15 protein-coding genes and 2 pseudogenes are annotated in these 19835 nt (G+C 70.1%); 8 read left to right on the forward strand and 9 right to left on the reverse strand.

Annotated features, from left to right (window positions below; translation table 11 throughout):
• Positions 1–52: 52 nt before the first annotated feature.
• The gene (locus tag ACFY3N_RS16740; RefSeq protein ID WP_390817419.1) at positions 53–2293 is read right to left on the reverse strand and encodes an MMPL family transporter; all 2241 of its coding nucleotides are present in this window, start codon (positions 2291–2293) and stop codon (positions 53–55) included.
• A gap of 251 nt (positions 2294–2544) precedes the next feature.
• Here ACFY3N_RS16740 and ACFY3N_RS16745 point away from each other — a divergent pair, with 251 nt between their 5' ends.
• From ACFY3N_RS16745 to ACFY3N_RS16755, 3 genes are all read left to right on the forward strand, one after another.
• On the forward strand, positions 2545–3300 hold the full coding sequence (locus tag ACFY3N_RS16745; RefSeq protein ID WP_390817420.1) for a TetR/AcrR family transcriptional regulator: 756 nt from the start codon (positions 2545–2547) through the stop codon (positions 3298–3300).
• A gap of 705 nt (positions 3301–4005) precedes the next feature.
• Positions 4006–4485: an ATP-binding protein gene (locus ACFY3N_RS16750; protein ID WP_390817421.1), complete on the forward strand. Its 480-nt coding sequence runs from the start codon at positions 4006–4008 to the stop codon at positions 4483–4485.
• A gap of 672 nt (positions 4486–5157) precedes the next feature.
• A complete protein-coding gene (locus ACFY3N_RS16755; RefSeq protein WP_390817522.1) occupies positions 5158–5865 on the forward strand; it encodes a S1 family peptidase in 708 nt (235 codons plus the stop codon).
• Between the two features lie 464 nt (positions 5866–6329).
• Here ACFY3N_RS16755 and ACFY3N_RS16760 read toward each other — a convergent pair.
• Positions 6330–6797 (reverse strand): annotated as a pseudogene (locus ACFY3N_RS16760) (sensor histidine kinase); the annotation flags it as partial.
• A gap of 13 nt (positions 6798–6810) precedes the next feature.
• Between ACFY3N_RS16760 and ACFY3N_RS16765 the strand changes: the two are divergent.
• On the forward strand, positions 6811–7800 hold the full coding sequence (locus ACFY3N_RS16765; protein ID WP_390817422.1) for a hypothetical protein: 990 nt from the start codon (positions 6811–6813) through the stop codon (positions 7798–7800).
• Positions 7801–8258: 458 nt separating this feature from the next.
• On the opposite strand, the pseudogene ACFY3N_RS16770 reads toward ACFY3N_RS16765, so the two are convergent.
• The 3 genes and pseudogenes from ACFY3N_RS16770 to ACFY3N_RS16780 form a co-directional block, all read right to left on the reverse strand.
• A pseudogene (locus ACFY3N_RS16770) lies at positions 8259–8518 on the reverse strand (IS110 family transposase); the annotation flags it as partial.
• Positions 8519–8555: 37 nt separating this feature from the next.
• Positions 8556–9107 (reverse strand): EF-hand domain-containing protein, encoded by a 552-nt coding sequence (locus ACFY3N_RS16775; protein ID WP_390817423.1) that lies wholly within the window; start codon positions 9105–9107, stop codon positions 8556–8558.
• Positions 9108–9507: 400 nt separating this feature from the next.
• Positions 9508–9783, reverse strand: coding sequence for a hypothetical protein (locus ACFY3N_RS16780; protein WP_390817424.1), 276 nt, complete (start codon positions 9781–9783; stop codon positions 9508–9510).
• A gap of 214 nt (positions 9784–9997) precedes the next feature.
• Here ACFY3N_RS16780 and ACFY3N_RS16785 point away from each other — a divergent pair, with 214 nt between their 5' ends.
• On the forward strand, positions 9998–11524 hold the full coding sequence (locus ACFY3N_RS16785) for an RICIN domain-containing protein (RefSeq protein ID WP_390817425.1): 1527 nt from the start codon (positions 9998–10000) through the stop codon (positions 11522–11524).
• Between the two features lie 49 nt (positions 11525–11573).
• Here ACFY3N_RS16785 and ACFY3N_RS16790 read toward each other — a convergent pair whose 3' ends face one another.
• On the reverse strand, positions 11574–12080 hold the full coding sequence (locus ACFY3N_RS16790) for a hypothetical protein (protein ID WP_390817426.1): 507 nt from the start codon (positions 12078–12080) through the stop codon (positions 11574–11576).
• Positions 12081–12123: 43 nt separating this feature from the next.
• A complete protein-coding gene (locus ACFY3N_RS16795; protein WP_390817427.1) occupies positions 12124–13218 on the reverse strand; it encodes a hypothetical protein in 1095 nt (364 codons plus the stop codon).
• A 409-nt stretch (positions 13219–13627) separates the two neighbouring features.
• Between ACFY3N_RS16795 and ACFY3N_RS16800 the strand changes: the two genes are divergently transcribed.
• The 3 genes from ACFY3N_RS16800 (at position 13628) to ACFY3N_RS16810 (ending at position 16706) form a co-directional block, all read left to right on the forward strand.
• Entirely contained in the window at positions 13628–14347 is a 720-nt protein-coding gene (locus ACFY3N_RS16800; protein WP_390817428.1) for a hypothetical protein, read from the forward strand.
• Between the two features lie 97 nt (positions 14348–14444).
• Entirely contained in the window at positions 14445–16277 is a 1833-nt protein-coding gene (locus ACFY3N_RS16805; protein ID WP_390817429.1) for an RICIN domain-containing protein, read from the forward strand.
• A gap of 243 nt (positions 16278–16520) precedes the next feature.
• On the forward strand, positions 16521–16706 hold the full coding sequence (locus tag ACFY3N_RS16810) for a hypothetical protein (protein WP_390817526.1): 186 nt from the start codon (positions 16521–16523) through the stop codon (positions 16704–16706).
• Between the two features lie 157 nt (positions 16707–16863).
• Here ACFY3N_RS16810 and ACFY3N_RS16815 read toward each other — a convergent pair whose 3' ends face one another.
• Both ACFY3N_RS16815 and ACFY3N_RS16820 read right to left on the reverse strand, forming a co-directional pair.
• Positions 16864–18912, reverse strand: coding sequence for an ATP-binding protein (locus ACFY3N_RS16815; protein ID WP_390817523.1), 2049 nt, complete (start codon positions 18910–18912; stop codon positions 16864–16866).
• A gap of 287 nt (positions 18913–19199) precedes the next feature.
• Positions 19200–19700, reverse strand: coding sequence for a cupin domain-containing protein (locus tag ACFY3N_RS16820; protein WP_390817430.1), 501 nt, complete (start codon positions 19698–19700; stop codon positions 19200–19202).
• Between the last annotated feature and the right edge of the window lie 135 nt (positions 19701–19835).

Here is a 19835-nt window from a genome sequence, read left to right on the forward strand (position 1 = left end):
CCGAGCCTTGCGTGACGAGTCGCGGTGGGTGGCTGAGCGGTGGTCGGGCGGGTCACACCATGGTCGACTCCTTTGTGTCCGCCCGAGCGGCCGCCGCCGATCCGGGGGCGGACGTCGGCTTGGGACCGCCCTCGCTGAGGCCGTACCGCGCGTGGAACGTGCGCAGGAAGCCGGGCGCGTACCAGGCCGAGCTTCCCAGCAGACGCATCGCGGCGGGGACGAGCACGCCGCGGACGGCGAGGGCGTCGATGAGGATGGCCAGTCCGCTGCCGAGGCCGAACATCTGCACGAAGCTGAGTTCGGCGGTGCCGAAGGCGAAGAAGCTCACCGCGAGCAGGAAGGCGGCCGCGCTGACGATGCGCCCGGTGTGGCCGAGGCCGTTGACCACGGCGGTCTCGTTGTCCGCTCCCCGGTCGTGGAGTTCCTTGATCCGGCTGGTGACGAAGACCTCGTAGTCCATCGAGAGGCCGAAGCCGATGCAGAACATCAGCACGGTCATGGCCAGCTCCATCGGCTGGGCGGTGAAGCCGAGGAGTGAGGAGAGGTTGCCGTCCTGGAAGATCCAGGTCATCACACCGAGGGTGGCTCCCAGGCTGAGCAGGTTGAGGATCAGCGCGCGCAACGGCTGCACGACGCTGCCGGTGAACAGGAAGAGCAGCAGGAAGGTGGTGAGGACGACCAGGGTCACGGCCAGCGGGAGCTTGTCGGCGATGGATTTCTTGGCGTCGACCAGTACGGCGTCGTTCCCGCCGACCAAGGGGTCCGTCCCCGGGGGCGGAGTCACCGAGCGCACCTGCTCGACCAGGCTCTCGGCCGCCTCCGACTTCGGCGTCAGGCTGCTCACCACAGTGATCCGCTGTGCGTCGGGCCGGCCGAGGGCGGAGTCGGCCGGGCCGGTCGTGGCGGGCCGTCCCGCGCTGTAGGTGCCCGCGCTGGTCTCGACACGCTCGACGCCCTCGAGCGCGGCCAGTCGCCCCGCGTACGAGGTCAGCGGGGCTTCGGCTACAGAAGTGTCGACGGCGATGAGGATGGCCGAGTCCTCGCTGCCGCCGAACTCCTCCCGCAGGACCTGTGAGACCTGGCGGCTCTCGGCGTCCTCGGGCAGCACGCGTTCGTCCGTCGTTCCGAAGGTGATGTTCAGCAGGGGGCTTGCCGCCAGCAGCAGCACGGCGAGAACGGGCGCCGCTGTGAGCACGGGCCGCCGCATGACGGTGCGCGCCAGCCGTCCCCACACGGATGTCTGAGCCTCGGAGTGCCGCGACTTCGCCCACGGCATCCGCCCGCCGTTGACCCGGTGCCCCAGAACCTTCAGCAGGGCCGGCATCACGAACAGGGTGCTCAGGGCGGCGATGGCGACGACGCCGACCCCGGTGAAGCTGAACGAGCGCAGGAAGTACTGCGGGAACACCATGAGGGCTGCCAAGGCCGCCGCGACGGTCGCTGCGGAGAAGGCGACGGTGCGGCCCGCGGTGTGCATCGTCCGCCGGACGGCGTCGTCCACGCTCACCCCGACCGCGATCTGCTCCCGGAAGCGGCTGACCATCAACAGGGCGTAGTCGATGCCCAGTCCGAGACCCAGGGCTGTGGTGAGGTTGGTCGCGGTGTCGGCCACGTCGGTGACGCTGCCGAGCAGGAAGAGCTGGGCGAACGAGCCGATGACGGCGATGACGGCGATGACGAGCGGCAACAGCGCCGCGACGACGCTGCCGAAGACGATCAGGAGCAGCACAAGGGTCAGCGGTATGGCGATCGCCTCGGCGAGGATCAGATCCTCGACCACCTGGTTCGACAGGTCGGCTCCTACAGCGGCGCCTCCTCCGGCCCGGACGGTGAGGGTGTCCTGGTAGGAGCCGCTGTAGGTGTCCAGGATCGCGATGGCGCTTTCCCGCTGCTCGGTGGTGTCTCCTTTCACGTGGGCGAGCACCATGGCCTCACGGCCGTCCTCGGAACGCAGGTCCGGGCTGTTCGTCTCCCAGAACGAGACGACGTTGCTGAGCCGCTCGTCCTTCTTGAGCTCGGCCACCAGGTCCTGGCCGTTCTCCTCGGCGGCGGGGGTGTCGATGCGGCCGTCGGGGGAGCGGACCAGCAGGACGAGGTTGGTCTCGCCGCCGAACTTGTCGGCGATGACGTTCGCTGCCCGCGTGGAGGGGGAGGCGGGGTCGTCGAAGCCGCCTCCCTTCAGCTTGTCGAAGGCGCCGGCGCCCACTACGCCCATCAGTGCCACGGCCAAGGCGGCCACGACCAGCACCAGTCGGGACCGGCGGATCGCCAAGTCGGCCATACGTTCGAACACGAGTGGATCTCCTTCAGGGTTCTCCGGGGAAAGACGAGAGGTGGCGGCCGGGCGAGAAGCCGGCGGAACGCGTCGCAGAGCCCTCTTCGCCCCGGTAGAAGGTGTGCGATGCCGTGCTCGTCGCCGCCGGGGACGACGCTAATAAGGCAGCGTGTTTTTGAGCAGAAGGAGATTTACCTGACACTGTCAGGTTTTTCGAACGGATGTAGTTCTCTGATGACTCGTCCCGTCAACCGCCTTAGGATCGCCGCATGTTCGCCGAAGAGCCCGCGACGGTCCTGCCGTCCCTGCGCCAGCGACGCCGAGCCGTCGCTACCCGAGAGATCATGGACGCCGCCGAGCGCCAGATCGCCGAGCACGGACCGCACGCCCTGTCCCTGCGAGCGGTCGCCCGCGACCTCGGCATGACCGTGCAGGGGCTCTACCACTACTTCCCGAACCGGGACGCCCTCGTCACGGCGCTGGTGGCCAAGGCGTACGACGACCTGGCCGATGCCGTGACGGCAGCCGTCGACGCAGCGGCCGACGAACCGGCTGCACGGCGGTTCCTGGCCGCCACCGAGGGCTATCGCCGCTGGGCCGTCACCCACGTCGAGCGATTCCAGCTGCTGTACGGCGCACCGCTGCGCCATTACGAGGCCCCTGCCGAGGGCCCGACCACCCAGGCGATGCGCCGGCTGGGCACGGTCTTCCAACGAGAGATGTTCGATGGGTTCACCGCGGCACAACTCGCCGCAGCCGACACCCGGGCGCTCTCGCCGGCTCTGCAGGCGCACCTGGAACCCCTGTTTCCGCATGGCTCGGAAACCCTGCCGCCCTCCGCAACCGCTCTCCTCCTCGGCGCCTGGGGGCACATGCACGGCATGGTCGTCCTGGAGGCCTTCGGGCACACCTCCTTCATCGGCGAACACCAAGCGGAGATCTTCCGCATGGCCATGCGGGACCTGCTGGAGGACATCCATCGGCGGATTCCCGCACAGTCCGCGGGGGCACCGGCCGCCCCTTGAGGGGCGGCGCCGGACGCGCGGCGGCTGATCCGGTTCCGCACCGAAGCCGGCACTGACGGGACGGGTGCTCCCGGTGCCGCCGCCCCCTCGGCAATGGCAAGGCCGTCCCGTTCGCGTGCGACGGCCAGGGCACCCTGTGGACGGTGAAGCCACCGGCGCCGCCGGGGGAGACGACCTGCACCTACGACGCGCCGGGACGGGCGGAGACGGTCAAGGACGGCCGCGGCATCACCACCGTCTACGACTACGACCACGACAACCGCGACCGCGTGCGCGAGGTCGCGGCGTGGTGGGCGGTGAGGAGGATGCCGATGCCGCTGGAGTCCCTGAAGGGGACCTGCCGCAGGTCGGCCACGATGCGGGACCGGCCGGTGGCGGAGGGGTCCGGGGCCCGGCGGAGCGTCTCGCCGGTGTCATGGCCGGTTTCGCCCGCCGGCGTCAGGACGCGTGCGTCGTCAGGGGTGGCGGTGGTGACCGACAGCCCGCTGCCAGGTGCGACGCCTGCTCGGTGGGTTGTGCTTCTGTCGTATGTTTCTCAGCCATGTGGGTGATACTGGTGCATCAGGCCTTGCCTGCGGTGCGGCCCTGCACGGTGCGGGCGATGCCCTTGACGGTGCGGACAGCCGGGGGAGGGGCACGGGGCGTGTACCGCGCAAGGGCGGGTATGCGCGCCGGGTGGTGAACGGGGTAGCGAGGGCGGCGGGGATGGCAGCAGTGCCCGTGGGCGGGGACGGCACTACGCCGGGGGAAGAGGTCGTACGGACCACGGTCGTGCTGGACGGCGACGGGGTGGGTATCGCCCAGGCCCGTCACCTGGCCGTCGGCTTTCTCGCCCGGGCGCGGGCCGAGCACGGCCTGCAGGTCTCGCAGCGCGCGATGGACGTGACGCAACTGGTGGTCAGTGAGCTGGTCACCAACGCCCGCAAGTACGCTCCCGGTCCGGCACTGCTGGACCTGCGCATCACCGGCGACACGGTGGAGGTGTCGGTGTGGGACTCCGACCCCGTGCTGCCGGTCGCCCGGGCCGCGGACGCCGACCGGGTGGGACAGCACGGCCTGGAGATCGTGATGGCCGTCGCGCAGGGTTTCGAAGCACGGCGCGAGCCGGTCGGCAAACGCATCACCGCCCGCCTCGCCCTGGCCGACGACCCCGGTGGCGCCCTCACCGGACACCCACCCCTGTAGAGGCAGCCGTCGAGCGGCCCCCTGAAGCCCCGCTGGGGTCCTCGCCCCTCCCCCAGGCCGCGGTGCACCGCGTCGATGCGGACAAGGCCGGGAGCGCCTCGGCCCTGCTCGACTCCGCCCAGCAGACCGGTATCGCTCTCGGCCCGGCCGTGCTCGCCCCTTGTGAGGCACGATCAAGCAGTGACGGAACCGCCTGATGACTGCCGCTGTTCTGTACCGCCACGGCGGCCCGGAGGCGCTCGGGCCACGGGCCGACCGGCCGCTGCCCGGGCCCGGCCCTGGCCAGGTGCTGGTCCGGGTGGCCGCAGCGGCGATGAACAACACGGACGTGTGGACCCGCGAAGGGGCGTACGGGCTGCCCGGGCGTCCGGAGGCGAAGGCGGGGTGGCGCGGGCAGCCGGAGTTCCCGCTGAACCAGGGCGACGACGGGACTGCAAGACGTTCGGTGCAACTCCCGATCAATGGAAGATGCATCGATTGCGTGCCGGGCGGGGCTGTCTCAGAGGGGGCGGTAGCGGGCTCGTGCGCAGTGGGCGGTGGGACGGTCCCGCGTACGGGGACGGTCGGCGGCCCCGTCCGCGCGCCGTGTGGTTGGCGGCTTTCGGCCTGACCGTCCGGGTCGGGGAGACCCACAATGGCAGGTACATGCCGTAGGAGGCCGTCGTGAGTCCCATGCGTTTGCGTTCCGAAAGGCCCCTCCGAACCGTCCTCCGGGCCGTCGTCGTACTGGCGTTGCTCCTGGGCTGGTCCGCCGCCGGATCGGCCGCGCACGCCGGCTGGCGAGCGGGGCAACAGGCGGCCGTCGCGGTGCGCGGGGGCGACACCCTCTACGGCACCGGCACCCGCTGCACCGTGGGCTTCAACGCCCGCTCCGGCTCCACGCTGTACGCGCTCGTTTCGGGCCGGTGTGCCCAGGGCGCCCATACCTGGTACGCCGACCCTGCCCTGACCGTCGTTGTCGGTGTCACCGCGGGAGTGAGTTTCCCGGGCAACGACTACGCGAGCATCCGGTACACCAATACGGCGGTCGCCTACCCGGGCGAGGTCTCGCTGGGCGCCGGCGCCGGTACCCGCGACATCACCAACGCGGCACATCCCGTCGTCGGGCAGTCCGTCTGCCATGTCGGGCGGACCACCGGATACCGCTGCGGGACCGTCCAGGCCGTGAACGTCACCATCAACTACGGGGGAGGCACCGTATACGGGCTGTTCCGGTCGACCCTCTGCTCCGAGCCCGGAGACACCGGCGGTCCGGCTTTCTCGGGCGGCACGGCTCTCGGCATCATCGTCGGCAGCAGCGGGAACTGCAGCTCGGGGGGCTTCACCTACTACCAGCCGGTGGCCGAGTGGCTGTCGGCGTACGGCCTGGGCGTCTACTGAGACAGCTGAGCCGACCGAGCGGAATGTGCAGGTCACGGGGGTGGCATGGGTGAGTGAGGTCATGCTCGTGCTGGTCGGCGGCGGCTGTCTGCGGTGAGGACCGTCGGTCGGCGGGCGCTCTCGTGCCGGTTGAGGACCATCAGCGTGCGGACGAACCGGATGGCCCACTTCACGTCGCGGCGGAGCCGGGTCACTGCGCGCCAGTTCTTCAGGTGCGCGAAGGCGTGTGCGCAGACGGCTCGTTCTGCGGCGATCAGCCGGCCGACCCGCTTCTTCGCGGGCGGGAGCTTCTCGCACCCGGGCCTCTCGCAGGCGGTGATCTACGAGCCGCGCGCCGGTCGGGCGGTGGAGGTCCACAGCAGCCGGGCCCAGCCAGGTGGCGGGTGAAGTGGATGACCGTTTCCGCGACCGTGGCGGTAGGCGTGGTCATCCGGTGGTCTCCCGGTTCCGAAGGGCCGCCGCGGTCAAGCGCGTCGTTCCTCGGCTGGGGTGGGGGCTCGGGGAAGGCGCAGCTGGAAGCATGCTCCGAGAGTCCGGGGGGCGAGGGTGAGGGTGCCTCGATGGCGGTGGGCCAGGTCGCGGGCGATGGCGAGGCCCAGGCCGGTGCCGCCGTGGTCGCGGGAGCGGGCGTCGTCGAGACGGACGAAGCGTTCGAAGATGCGCTCGGCGTCTTCGGTGGGCACGCCCGGTCCGTCGTCGTGCACCGTGAGGACGACCCAGGCGTCCTGGTGTCGGATGGTGATCTGGATGCGGTGTGCGGCGTGACGGGCGGCGTTGTCGATGAGGTTGCGCAGCAGCCGTTCGTACTCGTCGGGGTTTCCGTGTACGTGTGCGGGGGCGGTGCTGTCGCAGGCGAGGGTCAACGGCCGTCCAGTGAGCGGGTATTGCTCGGTCAGCCGGGAGGCGAGGGCTGTCAGGTCGACGGTCTCGGGTTATGGCTCCACCGTGCTGCTGGCCTGTCTGCTCCATGAGTTCGCGGTCCTCGCGCTGGTCGCACACGGCGTCACACTGGTCGTCTCCCGCGCTCCACGGCGGGTGCTGAGGGCGTGGACCGTGACTGCCGCGGGCGTTGTGGTCGGGCTGTTGCCGCTGGCGATTTGTAGTGCGGGGCAGTCGGAGCAGGTGTCCTGGATCGACGGACCGGTGCGGCTTCCTGAGTTCCTGACCGTGGCGGTCGTGGGCGTGGCGTGTGCCCTGGCGCCCGTGGGGGTGAGAGGACCCGTGCGGCTTTCCGTGCCGGCTGTGCCGCTTGTTGTGCTCCCGTGCCTTCTGCTGCTGATCGCCTCGCTGGTCAAGCCCCTTTTCGTGGACCGGTACGTGCTCTACGGCAATATCGGAATCGCCTTGCTGCTGGGCGCCTGCATGGATTACTTCCACCGGCTGCGGCAGTCCTTCCGCAACGCGTGGATCACGGCGGTTGCCGTACTGGTCGCGGTTGCCGTACCGGCCGCGCTCGTCCCGGCGAGCCTCTCGCTGAGGACGCCCCAGAGCCGGACCAACGACGTCACCGCCATCGGTGCCACCGTACGCAAGGAAGGCCGTCCCGGCGACGGGCTGCTCTGTCTCCCCGGCCGGCACCGGATCTGGACCGCGGCCAACCCTGAGGACACCCGTTTCCTGACGGATCTGGCCCTGGCACAGGACCCCGTTTCGTCGAACACGCTTGCAGGTGTCGAGCTTCCCGCCCAGGACACAGCGGCACGCATGCTGGAGTTCGACCGAATCGTCGTGGTCCGCGACCCGGCGGGTGCGCACCCGCCGGCCAACCCGCAGGAGCAAGCGAAAGCAAGCACCCTGCGGCGCCACTTCCGCGAGTACGGAACGACCCATGTCAACGGGGCGCGAGTCACCGTCTATGTCCGGGACCACGACCCGTCTCCGAAGGCCGGCCCCGGATCCATCGGTCCGGGAGCGAGCGGTTGGGCGGTGAGGTGACCGCGACTGTTCTCCGCCGCTGCCCAACTCATCGCGACCGCACGCCGACGGCGCCTGCGATTCGCCCGCCACCGGCCATGGACGGAAGAGATCACCGACACGATCAGTCGATTCGGCACATGATCGCCCGGACAAGTCCTGGTTCCACGTCACCCATCGCGACTGGAGGGTGGGGACGGGGCCGGCATACGAAGGTCCGTGTCGTGGGCGGGTGTGTACCCGGCCGCACCGGTGTGACTGAGCGTCTGAGGGGGCGGCGTTCCCCCATTGGGCTGCTCGGTTCGGTGCGAGGTCGGGGGGAGGTAGCGGTGCGCCGAGTCCCCGTGAGGTGGATGTCGATGTACCGGGCGAGGACCAGCGGGGGAAGAAGCCGTCCGCCGGGGTGCCGTGGAGATCTCGGCATGGGCGGACGACGCGAGATGCTGATCCGAGTCGATCTGCCGGGGGCCGGTCCGTGCGGCCGTCGCCGGGCTCCTGGGCTCGTGGAAGGCTCCGTCGCGGAGCATGGCGAACAGGACGCCGATGCGGTGGCGGACGAGGCGGGGGAGGGTTCGGACGCGGGTTTCGCCGCGGGCTCGGCAGCGGTGCAGGCCCGGGAGGCGGAATCGTGCAGGGCCGCGAACGCGGAGAGGAACATCGCCCGTTTCAGCTGCCGACTGCCGCCTCCGCGGGCGTGCTCGCCGTGGATCGACGTCCCCGACCGCCGGGTCGCCGGGGCACATCGGACACTCCACGAAACTCGGGCCGACTCAGGGTCAGACGTGTCCGAAGAACAGGCTGCCCGGCGCGTCCGGGTCGTTGGTGAGGAAGTGCTCGCGCACCGCGCGGATGAACTCGTGGCGCGAGATCGCGCCGTCCCCGTCGATGTCGAGCCTGTCGAACATGCCGAGTGCGTCGGGTGCGTCGTACTTCCATACGTCGCGCAGGAAGCGCTCGTACTCGGTCTTGGTGATCTCGTTGTCGCCGTCGACGTCGATGATGTCGAAGATCGCGTGGCCGCCGCCCTCGGTCACGTTCAGTCGGCTGGTGTCGATGACCGCCAGGCGGCTGGCCGTGACGAACTGGTCCTTGGTGAGCCGGTCCTCGTCCACGCCCGCGTGGCGCAGCAGCTCCAGCCAGTAGATCTGGCAGAAGGTCTGCAGTGCCCTGGCCCGGCGGTCGTCCCGGTCGAGCCGGTAGGCCTGGATGTAGCGGTCGGCGAGCTTTTGGTAGTCCGTCCAGTCCAGGTAGCCGTCGTGGTTGGCGTCCATGCTGTCGAAGGTGCGCTCGAGCTTGAGGGTGATGACGTCCTGCGCCGCTGCGGTCATGGGGCAGCCCTTTCCGTGATCCACGTCTTGGTCTCTTCAGCGTGGGACACGACTCCTGAAAGGAGTGCCTGACCAGGCAGGTGACCACCCGATTCAGTGATCACCTTTACTGTCGACGGCCGACTGCAACCGGGAGCCGGGCGGCCTTCCGGTCCTGTTGCGCCGTCTGCGGCGTTCCCGCGGGGCTCGCTCGCAGAACTTTGGTTGAGGGGGCCGGCCGGCGGCCGTCTCTGCCCGTCGACGACGGGGGTGCGCTCCGGGATGTGGCCGGCGGTGAACTGGACCGGCCGCGCCCCGGCCGAAGCGGTCGGGGCGTCGGTGTCGTGCGGCACGACGGCCCACCACGTCCGCCGTTCACCGACGTTGGCAGGCGTCGGCCACTGCTTGCCGTTTCCTGGCCTCAGGCGAGCCCCGAATTCTCGGCCATCTTCGGCGCGATGCCCCTCGTCCCGTCAATTCTGGCCTCGTTGACGTCGAGGTGCCTGCCGAATGTGGTGTCTGCGGTATTGTCGACGGCTTTCCCGATGCCGTCGATTCCTTGAGTGATGCCGATGCCGGCGAAGGCCGGCCCGGCGGCGATGAAGGTGAGACCAACGGCGAGCCCGGCCGGCGCCTCGTGTGGGTGATCCTCTCTCGGCCTGCTTTCCGGAGCCCGCCCGGAGCGGGTGGCGTGCACGCGTGTGGAAGAAACCGTCCTGCTCCTTGGCGCGCTCTGTCCGGAAAGCCGGCTTGTACACACATTCCCATTTCTGTGCCCTCCGGGCGACGGGAGCATCGGTCGTGCGGTTCGCCTTCGGGCGGACGAAGACGATCCGGTCTCAAGACAGGGGGCTCGGTATGACGGTGCACCAGAAACGTCGGGAGCGGCTACGGGAAAGGGAGGGACAACGGTGAGCACTGCCCACGCGACAGCCACAGGTGCCGAGGACCCCGCCCCGCCGATCAGCACGGTCGCGGGGACCGGGAGCGCCGGATTCCAAGGGGACAACGGACCTGCCGTAGCGGCTCAGGTCAACCGCCCGTACGGGATCGCGGTGGACAGCACCGGAACCCTCTACTTCTCCGACCTCAACAACCACCGCGTCCGGAAGATCACGACCGACGGGAGGATCAGTACGGTCGCGGGGACCGGGGTCGCGGGGTTCAGCGGGGACAACGGACCTGCCGTATCGGCCCAGTTGAACTGGCCGCGTGAAGTAGCGGTGGACCGTGCAGGCACCCTCTACATCGCCGATGGCAACAACCACCGGGTGCGGAAGGTCACCGCCGACGGGACGATCAGCACGGTCGCCGGCACGGGCGCCGCGGGCCTCAGTGGTGACGACGGACCCGCCACCGCCGCCCGGTTGAACCTCCCCATGGGGGTGGCGGTGGACAGTACCGGCGCTCTTTACGTCTCCGAGTACCACAACAATCGCGTTCGGAAGATCACGACCGACGGCAGGATCAGCACGTTCGCCGGCACCGGGGCCATCGGATCCGGAGGAGACGGCGGTCCGGCGGTTTCGGCTCAGCTGAACCGCCCGCACGCAGTGGCGGTGGACGGCACGGACGCCCTCTGCATCGCCGACTACGGCAACCACCGGGTGCGGAAGGTCATCGCCGACGGGACGATCAGTACGGTCGCCGGCACGGGCGCCGCGGGCTTCGGCGGTGACGGGGGCCCCGCCATCTCGGCCCGGCTGAACGGTCCGGTAGGAGTGGTGGTGGACAGCGCAGGCGTCCTCTGCATCGCCGACTACGGCAACCACCGGGTGCGGAAGGTCACCGCCGACGGGACGATCAGTACGGTCGCCGGCACGGGCACCGCGGGCTTCGGCGGTGACGGCGGCCCGGCCGCCGCGGCCCGGCTGTACCACCCGTACGGGCTGGCTGTGGACTGCGTCGACACTCTCCACATCGCCGATCACGTCAACAACCGGCTCCGGAGGATCGCGTCGGCGAGGCCGGCCGGACTGCCCGAGTCAGGCACGGTGGTCTCCTGGGCCAACGTCCGCAGCAGGCTGCGGATGGGGGTCGCGCGCGAGTCCACCAAGGACGGGGCCGAGGTCCACCAGTTGCTCGCCGTACCCAGGGATCATCAGCGGTGGCGGCTGGTCGCGGCGGGGCAGGACGACGGCGATGTCCTGTACCGGATCGAGAACGTACGCAGCGGCAAGGTCCTGGAGGTCGTCGGAGCGCAGGAGAAGTCCGGTGCAGTGGTCGCGCAGCGCGTCTACGAGGGCGCTGACGCACATCACCAGCAGTGGAGGCTGATCCCGGTGGGTCCGGTGAACGGCACTCCGGGGGTGTTCGAGATCGCGAACCGCAGGAGCGGCCTGCTGCTGCGGGTGGACACCAACGCCCGCACGGCGATTACGCAGGACGGGGCGGAGGGCGACCACCGGGGCCGGCAGTGGCAGCTGCTTCCCGTGTAACGCGTGAGGGGCAGGGGCGGTCTCGCCCCTGCCCCTCACGCCCCGGGTCCTATTCGGAACGGGACGGCTTCTCCGCGGTCGCCCTGGGCGCCTTGGGAGCCTCCGGTGCCTTCGGCGTCTCCGGGGTCCCGGGTGCCTGGGTGTAGTCGCTCTTCTTCGGCCTGCTCTCCAGGTCCTCGTCCTTTTTCAGGCCGCTGTGTTCCGTCACCGTCGCGCTCGCCTCCTGCATGCCGGCGGACGCCGCCCGGCTCACCGATCCGGGGTCCTGGGCGTATTGGGCCTGCGCGCCGGCGGTCGCCCGGGTGGTCTGGACGAAGGAGCCGAGGAAGCCCAGGACGGCCCGTGCTTCGGGCGAGGTCTCCCGCACGATCTTCGCGCGGGACGAGGCGCCGTGGATCGCGTTGTTGAACAGGCTGGTGCTCGTGTCGTCGTACGTGTCGTCGTCGCTGTCCTCGAAGTCGACGCCCTCACCCGGCTGGGGCTTCGTGCTGTCGGTGGTCACGGAGAAGAGCCCCGCACCCTTGCCCGCGGAGTCGAAGATGTTGTCGAACACCATGGTCGTCACCTCTGGTCGTCGTCGTGGCGGCGGCGCCGCGCGGTCAGGGCTGCTTGTACAGCGTCTGCTGGCTGACGGCCAGGCTCTCGCCGTCGAGCATGGTGTGGTGGACCTCCAGGGCGGAGACGACCTCGGCCAGCCCTTTCATGCGGAAGCCGCCGGGCGCCAGGTCGATGTCGCCGATGTCGCGGGCGACCAACCGGTCCAGGCCGGGGTAGGTCCCGGGCTGCGGGGGAGACAGGACCGCCACCGGCACGTCGTACTTCACCGCGATCAGTCCGGAGAAGGTCACCGGGATCTCGTAGGTGTACTGCTTGCGGGTGCGTCGCTGCGTGACGATGGTCTGCACGCGGGAGTTCGGCGGGACCTTGCCGGAGATCTGCGACTTCGAGGCCCAGCCGGTGTTCAGGGAGCCGCCCACGGTGGCCGCGATGCCCAGGGCCAGCTGCGCGTTGAGCGACGCGTTGCCGGTGGCGCTGCCGGTAGTCGTGAACCCCACCGAGTTGGTCGTCCCGTTCGACGAGGAGTTCGTCGCGGAGCTGCTCGCGGAGGTCTCGGTGGTATTGGCGTTGTCGACCCCGATGCTGTCCTTGCTGTTCTTGTTGGTCACCGTGTTCGCGTTCTTGTTCGCCGTCGTGTTCTGGCACGACGCCTGGAGCTGCGACTGGAGGTCCAGCCGGAGCTGGTTCTGCAGCTGCAGCTGGAGCGACGCGCCGACGCTGCCGCCGAAGGTGAGCTTGGCGTCTCCGTGGAGCGACCACGTGACCCCGTTCGAGACGGTGAAGTCGACCGAGTCGGTGAAGGTCATCTCGGACTGGCTGCGGTTGACGTAGGCGCGCGAGGAGAACGTGTCGGGCGGGGGCTGGCCGATGTCGCCCCGCACCTCGATCAGCGGCTCCCCGAGGTTCATGTAGGCGAGCCAGCCCAGCTGGAACGCCGTCCCGGCGAAGTCGCCGAAGCTCGACTTGTTCACGGAGAACCCGACGGGCTTGTGCTTCGCACCGTTGCTGTCGACGTAGACCAGGTTGGGGTGGTTCAGGATGGACTGCCAGGTCTGCTGAATGTTCAGTTCCCGCAGGTTCTTCTTCGTCAGCGGCTGACGCTTGGCCTGTACCAGGTTGTACGCGTTGGAAGGCATTCCCCGTCCTCGACTAATCCGGCCGAATTTCGTTCGGTGAAATGTGGACAAGAATCTGTGCGCGTCCCCGAAAGGTGAAGCTAGCATGCCCTCCGTTTTCCTGGAAGGCGTCACCGTATTATGCGCTCAATCGAGTGATAAAGCTTCTTCGGCGTCCTCAACTCTCCTACTTGTCAACTAACTTGAGGAGCTGTCGGTCGCTCGGACGTGACTTCCTGAATTGCCGGCCAGTGGATGTCATATCGCCCGGCTGTTTCCGTGTGGGAGTATTCCGCGTCAGCCGCCCAGGCGTTTGGGTATTGTTTTCGATCGAATTCGATTGAGTTCGCGGCAGTGGATCGTGGCAGACCACTGCATCGAGTGTCCGACGCGTTGTTCTCCACATTCAGGGAAAGATGAGGTTTCCGCGATGTACACCCAAGAACGCACGGCGACGTCGAACCTGGTGGTCGGCGGCCCGGTGGCGGTGAACAGCTACGACAACGCGATCGTGGCGGCGCTGGTCGAGAACCGGCCGGTCATGCTCGTCCACGCCTTCAACGGCGGCTACCTGCGGCCCGCCGAACTGAAGGAGGAGAGCCACGACAAGGGCGTCAAGCTCGCCACTGCGCTCGAGCCGGCCACCAAGGAGGCGAAGGGCCACCTCTGGCACATCACCCCCGCCGGCTTCTTCGGGCAGCGACCGCTGTACTTCATCGAGAGCGCCGCAGGCCAGGTCTCGCCCAAACCCGCCGGTGCGGGCGATGCCGATGCAGGCCGCGGCGACGACGGCGCGCCGAAGCCGCAGCGCAGGCGTATCACCGTCCACCAGGACGCCCCCCAGAGCACGTGCGACACCGTCCAGGTCGGCCTGCCCGACAAGGTGGGCGACAAGTGGCGCGGAAAGAACGGCGCGCCCGAGGACACGCAGCTCTGGGTCGTCACGGTGACGCCGTGGGGCGGGATCACCTTCGTGCCGATCACCCACCCCGACACCATCCTCGGGTTCAAGGACCACGCGGTGACGGCCGACGGCGAGGTACGGGTCACCCGCAACTGGGGCGGCGACTTCACCGGGACGGTCATCAACACCTTCTACCCGCGGCTGCCCAACGAATGGAACGTCCCCTACCACCACGTCTTCACGTGATCCGCGCCCACTGCCGCGCCGCACCCGTCCCGAGCCCAGGCCGGCCGGCTGCCGCCGGCCGGCCTCGGCGCCCCAACCGCCTGGAAGAGGCATCACGATGCCCGTGCCCACAGAAGACCTGAAGCTTCAGATCGTCAACGCCGCCACCGGCAAGACCCTCGGTGCCAAGGCCGCGCCGGGCGTGGACGCGGCGCTCGTCGTCCGCGACGGCCCCGATGGCGGTCCGAGCCCGCAGCTGTGGCAGCTCACTCCCGTACCGGCCGCGCAGGACGACCGGATCCATGTGATCCGCAACGTGGTCAGCGGCAAGGTGCTCGACAACCCCGCCGCCGCCGACCGCGGCGTCCGCCAGTGGGACGCCACCGCCGGCAAGAAGGGCCAGCAGTGGCGCGTCGTCCCCGTCGACGGCGAAGCGGGCCTTTACTTCATCGAAGGCGCAACCGACGGCGCCGTCCTGGACCTCGGTGACCCGGGCCCGGACGACACCCGGGTCGTCCTGCGCGCCTACGACGACACCGCCAGGACCCAGCGCTGGCGGTTCGTCATGGCCGAGCCCGAGCGCACCAGCGACCCCGTGCTGCGCTGGTCGCCACTGGATCACTGGAATGGCCGCCGGTCCTGGCGGCTGGCCCGCTCGACCGCGCTGCGGCCGGCACCCGACGCGACGCCCTCCTTCAGCGACATGCTGCTGGTCCTCGGACGGTTCGGCAGCGACCAGGACGCCGGCGGGTGGAAGAGCGACGGGACCGGTCACCTCTCCGACGGGCAGCCCACCCGGTGGGCCGGACCCGGCGCACGGTTCCTCGCCGACACCACGGGGACAGGACGGGCGGACATCGTCGCGATCAGACCCGCGAAAGGCGCTGTGACCTCGTCGGGCAGAGGCGACGGGACGTTCGACGACGACGAGCGCGTCCTGCACCCACCCGCGCCCTCCGCGCTTCCCGCGGACCTGTGGACCCAAGTGGACATGACGGGTGACGGCAGGCCCGACGCCGTCGTGCTCGCCGTCGACGGCGTCCGGGTGTCCGCTCAGGACGGGAACGGGACCTTCACACCGGCGGGCGGGGAGCTGGTCCTCAAGACCTTCGGACACGGCCGGCAGGCCGGCGGCTGGCTGGCCGACCGGCACCCCCGCTTCCTCGTCGACACCACCGGCGACGGGCGCGCCGACATCGTCGGCTGCCACGACGACGGCGTCTGGATCTCGCTCCAGGACGAGGACGGCACGTTCGCCCCGATCGGCGACGAACCAGTCCTCAGGGCGTTCGGCCACGACGAGAAGGCGGGTGGCTGGCTCGTCGACCGGCACCCCCGCTTCCTCGTCGACACCACCGGCGACGGGCGCGCCGACATCGTCGGCTGCCACGACGACGGCGTCTGGATCTCGCTCCAGGACGAGGACGGCACATTCGCCGAGCCCCTGTACGTGCTGGACGACTTCGGGACCGACCAGGGGTGGAGCTCGGTCGAGGAACATCCCCGGTTCCTGCTCCGGACCACCGGTGGCGGTGCAGTGGACATCGTCGGGTTCGGCCCGCAGGGCGTCGTCGTCGCACACGGGCGTGGCGACGGTACGTTCGAGCCCGCGCAGCTCGTCCTGAACGACTTCGGGCTCGCCCAGGGGTGGACCGGCGGTAAACACCTTCGCCTTCTCGCCGACGTCACCGGCGACGGTCCCCCGGACATCGTCGGCTTCGGCAACGAGGGAGTCTGGGTGTCGCACAACCGCGGCGACGGCCGGTTCGATCAGGCCCGGCTGGTGTGCCGCGGGTTCGGGTACGACGACGACGCGGGTGCCTGGCGGGTCGACCGGCATCCCCGCTTCCTCACCGACATCACCGGCGACGGGCGCGTCGACATCGTCGGCTTCGGCGGCCCGGGCGTGTACGTGGCCCGAAACCTCTTCCGCCGCTTCAGGACCCGATGACCCTTCAAGCGTCTGCCGACTCCTCGCTCCGTCACCGACGGGCCGGCCGATCTCTCTGTCCCCACGAGCCACGCCGCCAGCATGCACCCCTCGTCGACGCTCACGGTCACGTCCACCCGTCCAGCGGTGGGCGCTTACCGCAGGCGCAGCGGTGTCTCCGTCCGGATGACGAGCCCGTCCGGACGGTGCCGGTGCGTTCCTCGCCGAGAGCCCACGGGGCCGGGGAAGAGCCCCGTCTGCACGTTGGACACGCGCAGCGGGGCGTCTTCCTCCCGCCAGGGCGAACACGGCATCACCGCAGACATCGAACTGCTCCCCTCGGCGCGGGTGAACGAGGCCCTCGACCGCCTCCGGCGCAACGACGTCCGCTACCGCTTCGTACTCGGCATGTCCGACCTGGACCCCGCAACGAGCGTCCGGACAAGCTGAGCAATCAGCCGAGAACGACAGCGTGCCACCGCTCTGCGGCCTCGGCCTGGTGAGCGTTCCCGTGACGATGACCGTGCCCCGGCCGGGGTTGCGCAGGATCGTGTCGAGGGAGGGGGCTCGTGGAACGTGCCACGGGAAGGCTTCGAAAAACACCTGCTCACTCCTCCGGTAGAGAGCGTGGCCGGGTCGGTGTGGATGCCGTGGCCGGTTGTCGCAGCAATTGTTCGACGAGGCGTTCCTTGGCCAGGGCGAGGTGGCGCCGGTAGGTGCCGTAGGGCACCCCGAGTCGTCGGGCGGCGGCCCTGTGGGTGCGGGAGGCCGTGATGTAGGTGGTGGTGAGAGCTTCGTGGGCCTTGACGCCCGTGGGGTCGGTCTGTATCGCGTCGAGGGCGGTGATGATGGCGTCGCGCAGGTCCGCGGCCGGGTCGGACGAGCCGGGCGGCACGAGAGGGGAGTGCAGCAGGACGCTGGTGGCGAATGCGCGAGGGGTGTGCCAGGTGCGCAGCGCCTCGAGCACGCCTTCCGCGAACGCCACGCGCGGCAACCGGCTGCCTGGACCACTCGTGGCGGCAGTTGAGGGCCAAGTCTCCACGGGCGTGACCGCGGCGCGAGCCCGGTGTCGCACCCACTGTTCCACTGTCTGCCGCCGCCAGTCCCGGCCGAAGACGTGCTGTTGCCGCCCACCGACGTCCACGGCCACGAGCTTTGGCATTCCGGCCTCGGCGAGGTGGCGCCCCCACCGGTCGGCGTCCTCGAAGACGGTGAAGGTCACCGCGCGTCCGTGGGTCCGCATCTCCTCGCCGATGGTGCGCCGGCTGATGAGCTCCATCAGGGGCGAGGGCCGCTGGTGCCCACCGGACTGCACCGCGAAGCGGCGGATGCCCAGATGCTCACCCGGTCCGAGGGGAGCGACCGCCTCCACGAGGTCCCAGACCGCTGCGATCACCGGGTCTTCGGCGCGGTCCTCGGGCAGTGATGTGTCCAGCCGCAGGATGGCCATGAACGACACGGGCGCGGAGGAGCCCGCGTAGCGATGGACGCGGAACGCCTCTGGCTGGCGGCACACCCAGTGCGCGACCGCGGCCGCCGATGCCGGGCCCTCCGCCTCCTCGGTCATGCGCAACACGTCGGGCACGTCTTCGGGCCGGAGCGGGGTCTCTTCGATGTGCGGGTACGGCCGGTGGTCGTACAGATGGTCCGGACCCCCCTGGTTACGGAAGAGGAACATCCACTCCGCGACCCGCAGCAGCGCGTCGTTCTCGGCGGCGCCGCGTACGGCCTGCAGGCCCGCGAGTGAGATGCGGACGCGGACGTCGTCGTAGCGCTCGGGGTCCCGCCAGCGCAGGTCGGCCTCGAGGGTCGCCCGCACCGCGTCGTGCGGGTGCAGCCCTTCGGGCGTGGCCTCGATGTAGGGCAGCTGGCGCAACCAGGAGAAGACCGTGTCGGTGTCCTCGTCGCCCAGCACTGCGCGCAGCAGGGGCTCGCGGGTGACGTAGACCTGTGCGACGACCTCGAGGGCGCGCCGGTGGACGGCGCTGGGCAGGTCGCCCACCAGCCGCTCGACCAGGGTCGTCAGCACGTCGCCGGTCGGTTCCCACAGTGCGCCGGGCGCCGCGGCGGGCACCGAGGCGGCCAGTGAGAGGGCGAGCGGGCTGCCTCCGGCGAAGGCGACGAAGGGGCCGCGCTGCGCGGCGGGGACCCCCCGAGCGGTGAGCAAGGCGTGGGACTGGGCGGCGTCCAGCGGCCGCACGGCCAGCGCGGTGAACAGCTGCGCCCATCCAGGGTCCAGCGACCATTCGGCGTCGGGGGCGATCCTGCTGGCCAGAATTACGATCGCATGGTCGGCGAGCCGCAGCAGGAAAGTCTCGCGCAACCACGCCTCGAGGGACTGACACCGCTCGAAGGTGTCGATGAGCAGCACCGCGCCGGGTTCGGCGCACGCCGGGGCCGCGGCCTCCTCCAGCCGGCGCGGATCGGCGTCGAGGAACCGACCGTCCACATGCACCACGCGGCGGCCGCTGAGTTCGGCCTGCCACGCGGCGTGGCGCAGCAGCGAGGACTTGCCGATGCCACCGGGACCGTGCAGGTAGGCCACGGGCGGAGCGTCCGCCGCGCCCGACAGCATCCGGTCGAGCACCGCCCGCTCCGGCTCCCTGCCCACCAGCGCACCGGCTCGTGCCGCGGCCAGCCGGCCCGCCAGTCCCACCGCTCCCAATCCGTGCTCCTTGGACGTAGCAATAGCAGTGGCAGTGCGAGGAGAGGCAAACGCCTCTCCTCGTGGATCAATCAAGGGCATGGCGACCGCAGAACTCGGCGCGGCCCTGCGCCACTGGTGCGATCACACCTCGCCGAGGCCTGCGGCCCGTCCGCAGTCGGGCCGCCGGACCGCTCATCACGATCACACCACTCAGCACGGCCGCATCCGTGACCGGAGCGGGACCGGGCCCGGCCCGGTGAGCGTCGACCAACGGCCGGGCGTTCCGACCCTGCGGGCTACAGGAATTCGCTTCGGTAGGTCGAGGCCAACTCGGCCGCACGGCGGCGACGCTCCGCGAGCTCGTCCTCCGACAGCCGCGGCGGCGGTGCGTCCTTGCCCGCGACGACATCGCCGATGCGCAGGAAGTACTCGTCCTGGCCGGCGGGGGTGCACATGCACAGCATGCGGGCCGGCGCACCCGAGACGTTGCGGAAGTTGTGCGGCGCGTTGGCCGGGACGTTGACCGTGGCCCCGGCCCCCACCGTGTACTTCTCACCGCGGAAGGTGAACTCGATCTCGCCCTCGAGGATCGTGAACATCTCCTCGAAGTCGTGCCGGTGCGGCGGCGGGCCGCCGCCGTCGGGCACGCGCATGTCGATCAGGCAGTACCGGCCGTTGGTCTGCTCACCGGTGACCAGCATCGCGTACGTGTTGCCCACGAGCGAGACGTACGTCGTGCCGGGGTCGTCCGGGTTCGCCACGGTCAGCGACCTGGACGGATCGTCATCGGGAATCATCGCGGTCGTCTCCTCGAAGGTCGGTCGGGTGGGAATCAGCCGCCGGGCGCGACGACGACTTCGCCGCGGGGCAGTGCGCCCGCGACGGTGCCGACGTGCAGGGCCGGCGGCTCGGCAGGCGACACCCGCAGGCGG

It is taken from the genome of Streptomyces sp. NPDC000348 (assembly GCF_042898795.1).
Classification (GTDB): Bacteria; Actinomycetota; Actinomycetes; order Streptomycetales; family Streptomycetaceae; genus Streptomyces.

What these genes read in the sequence shown, in the direction of transcription:
- ACFY3N_RS16750 (WP_390817421.1), top strand. Translation starts at nt 4,006, where the DNA reads ATGGCAGCAGTGCCCGTGGGCGGGGACGGCACTACGCCGGGGGAAGAG.
- ACFY3N_RS16755 (WP_390817522.1), top strand. Translation starts at nt 5,158, where the DNA reads ATGCGTTTGCGTTCCGAAAGGCCCCTCCGAACCGTCCTCCGGGCCGTC.
- ACFY3N_RS16800 (WP_390817428.1), top strand. Translation starts at nt 13,628, where the DNA reads ATGTACACCCAAGAACGCACGGCGACGTCGAACCTGGTGGTCGGCGGC.
- ACFY3N_RS16795 (WP_390817427.1), bottom strand. Translation starts at nt 13,218, where the DNA reads ATGCCTTCCAACGCGTACAACCTGGTACAGGCCAAGCGTCAGCCGCTG.
- ACFY3N_RS16745 (WP_390817420.1), top strand. Translation starts at nt 2,545, where the DNA reads ATGTTCGCCGAAGAGCCCGCGACGGTCCTGCCGTCCCTGCGCCAGCGA.
- ACFY3N_RS16805 (WP_390817429.1), top strand. Translation starts at nt 14,445, where the DNA reads ATGCCCGTGCCCACAGAAGACCTGAAGCTTCAGATCGTCAACGCCGCC.
- ACFY3N_RS16820 (WP_390817430.1), bottom strand. Translation starts at nt 19,700, where the DNA reads ATGATTCCCGATGACGATCCGTCCAGGTCGCTGACCGTGGCGAACCCG.
- ACFY3N_RS16790 (WP_390817426.1), bottom strand. Translation starts at nt 12,080, where the DNA reads ATGGTGTTCGACAACATCTTCGACTCCGCGGGCAAGGGTGCGGGGCTC.
- ACFY3N_RS16775 (WP_390817423.1), bottom strand. Translation starts at nt 9,107, where the DNA reads ATGACCGCAGCGGCGCAGGACGTCATCACCCTCAAGCTCGAGCGCACC.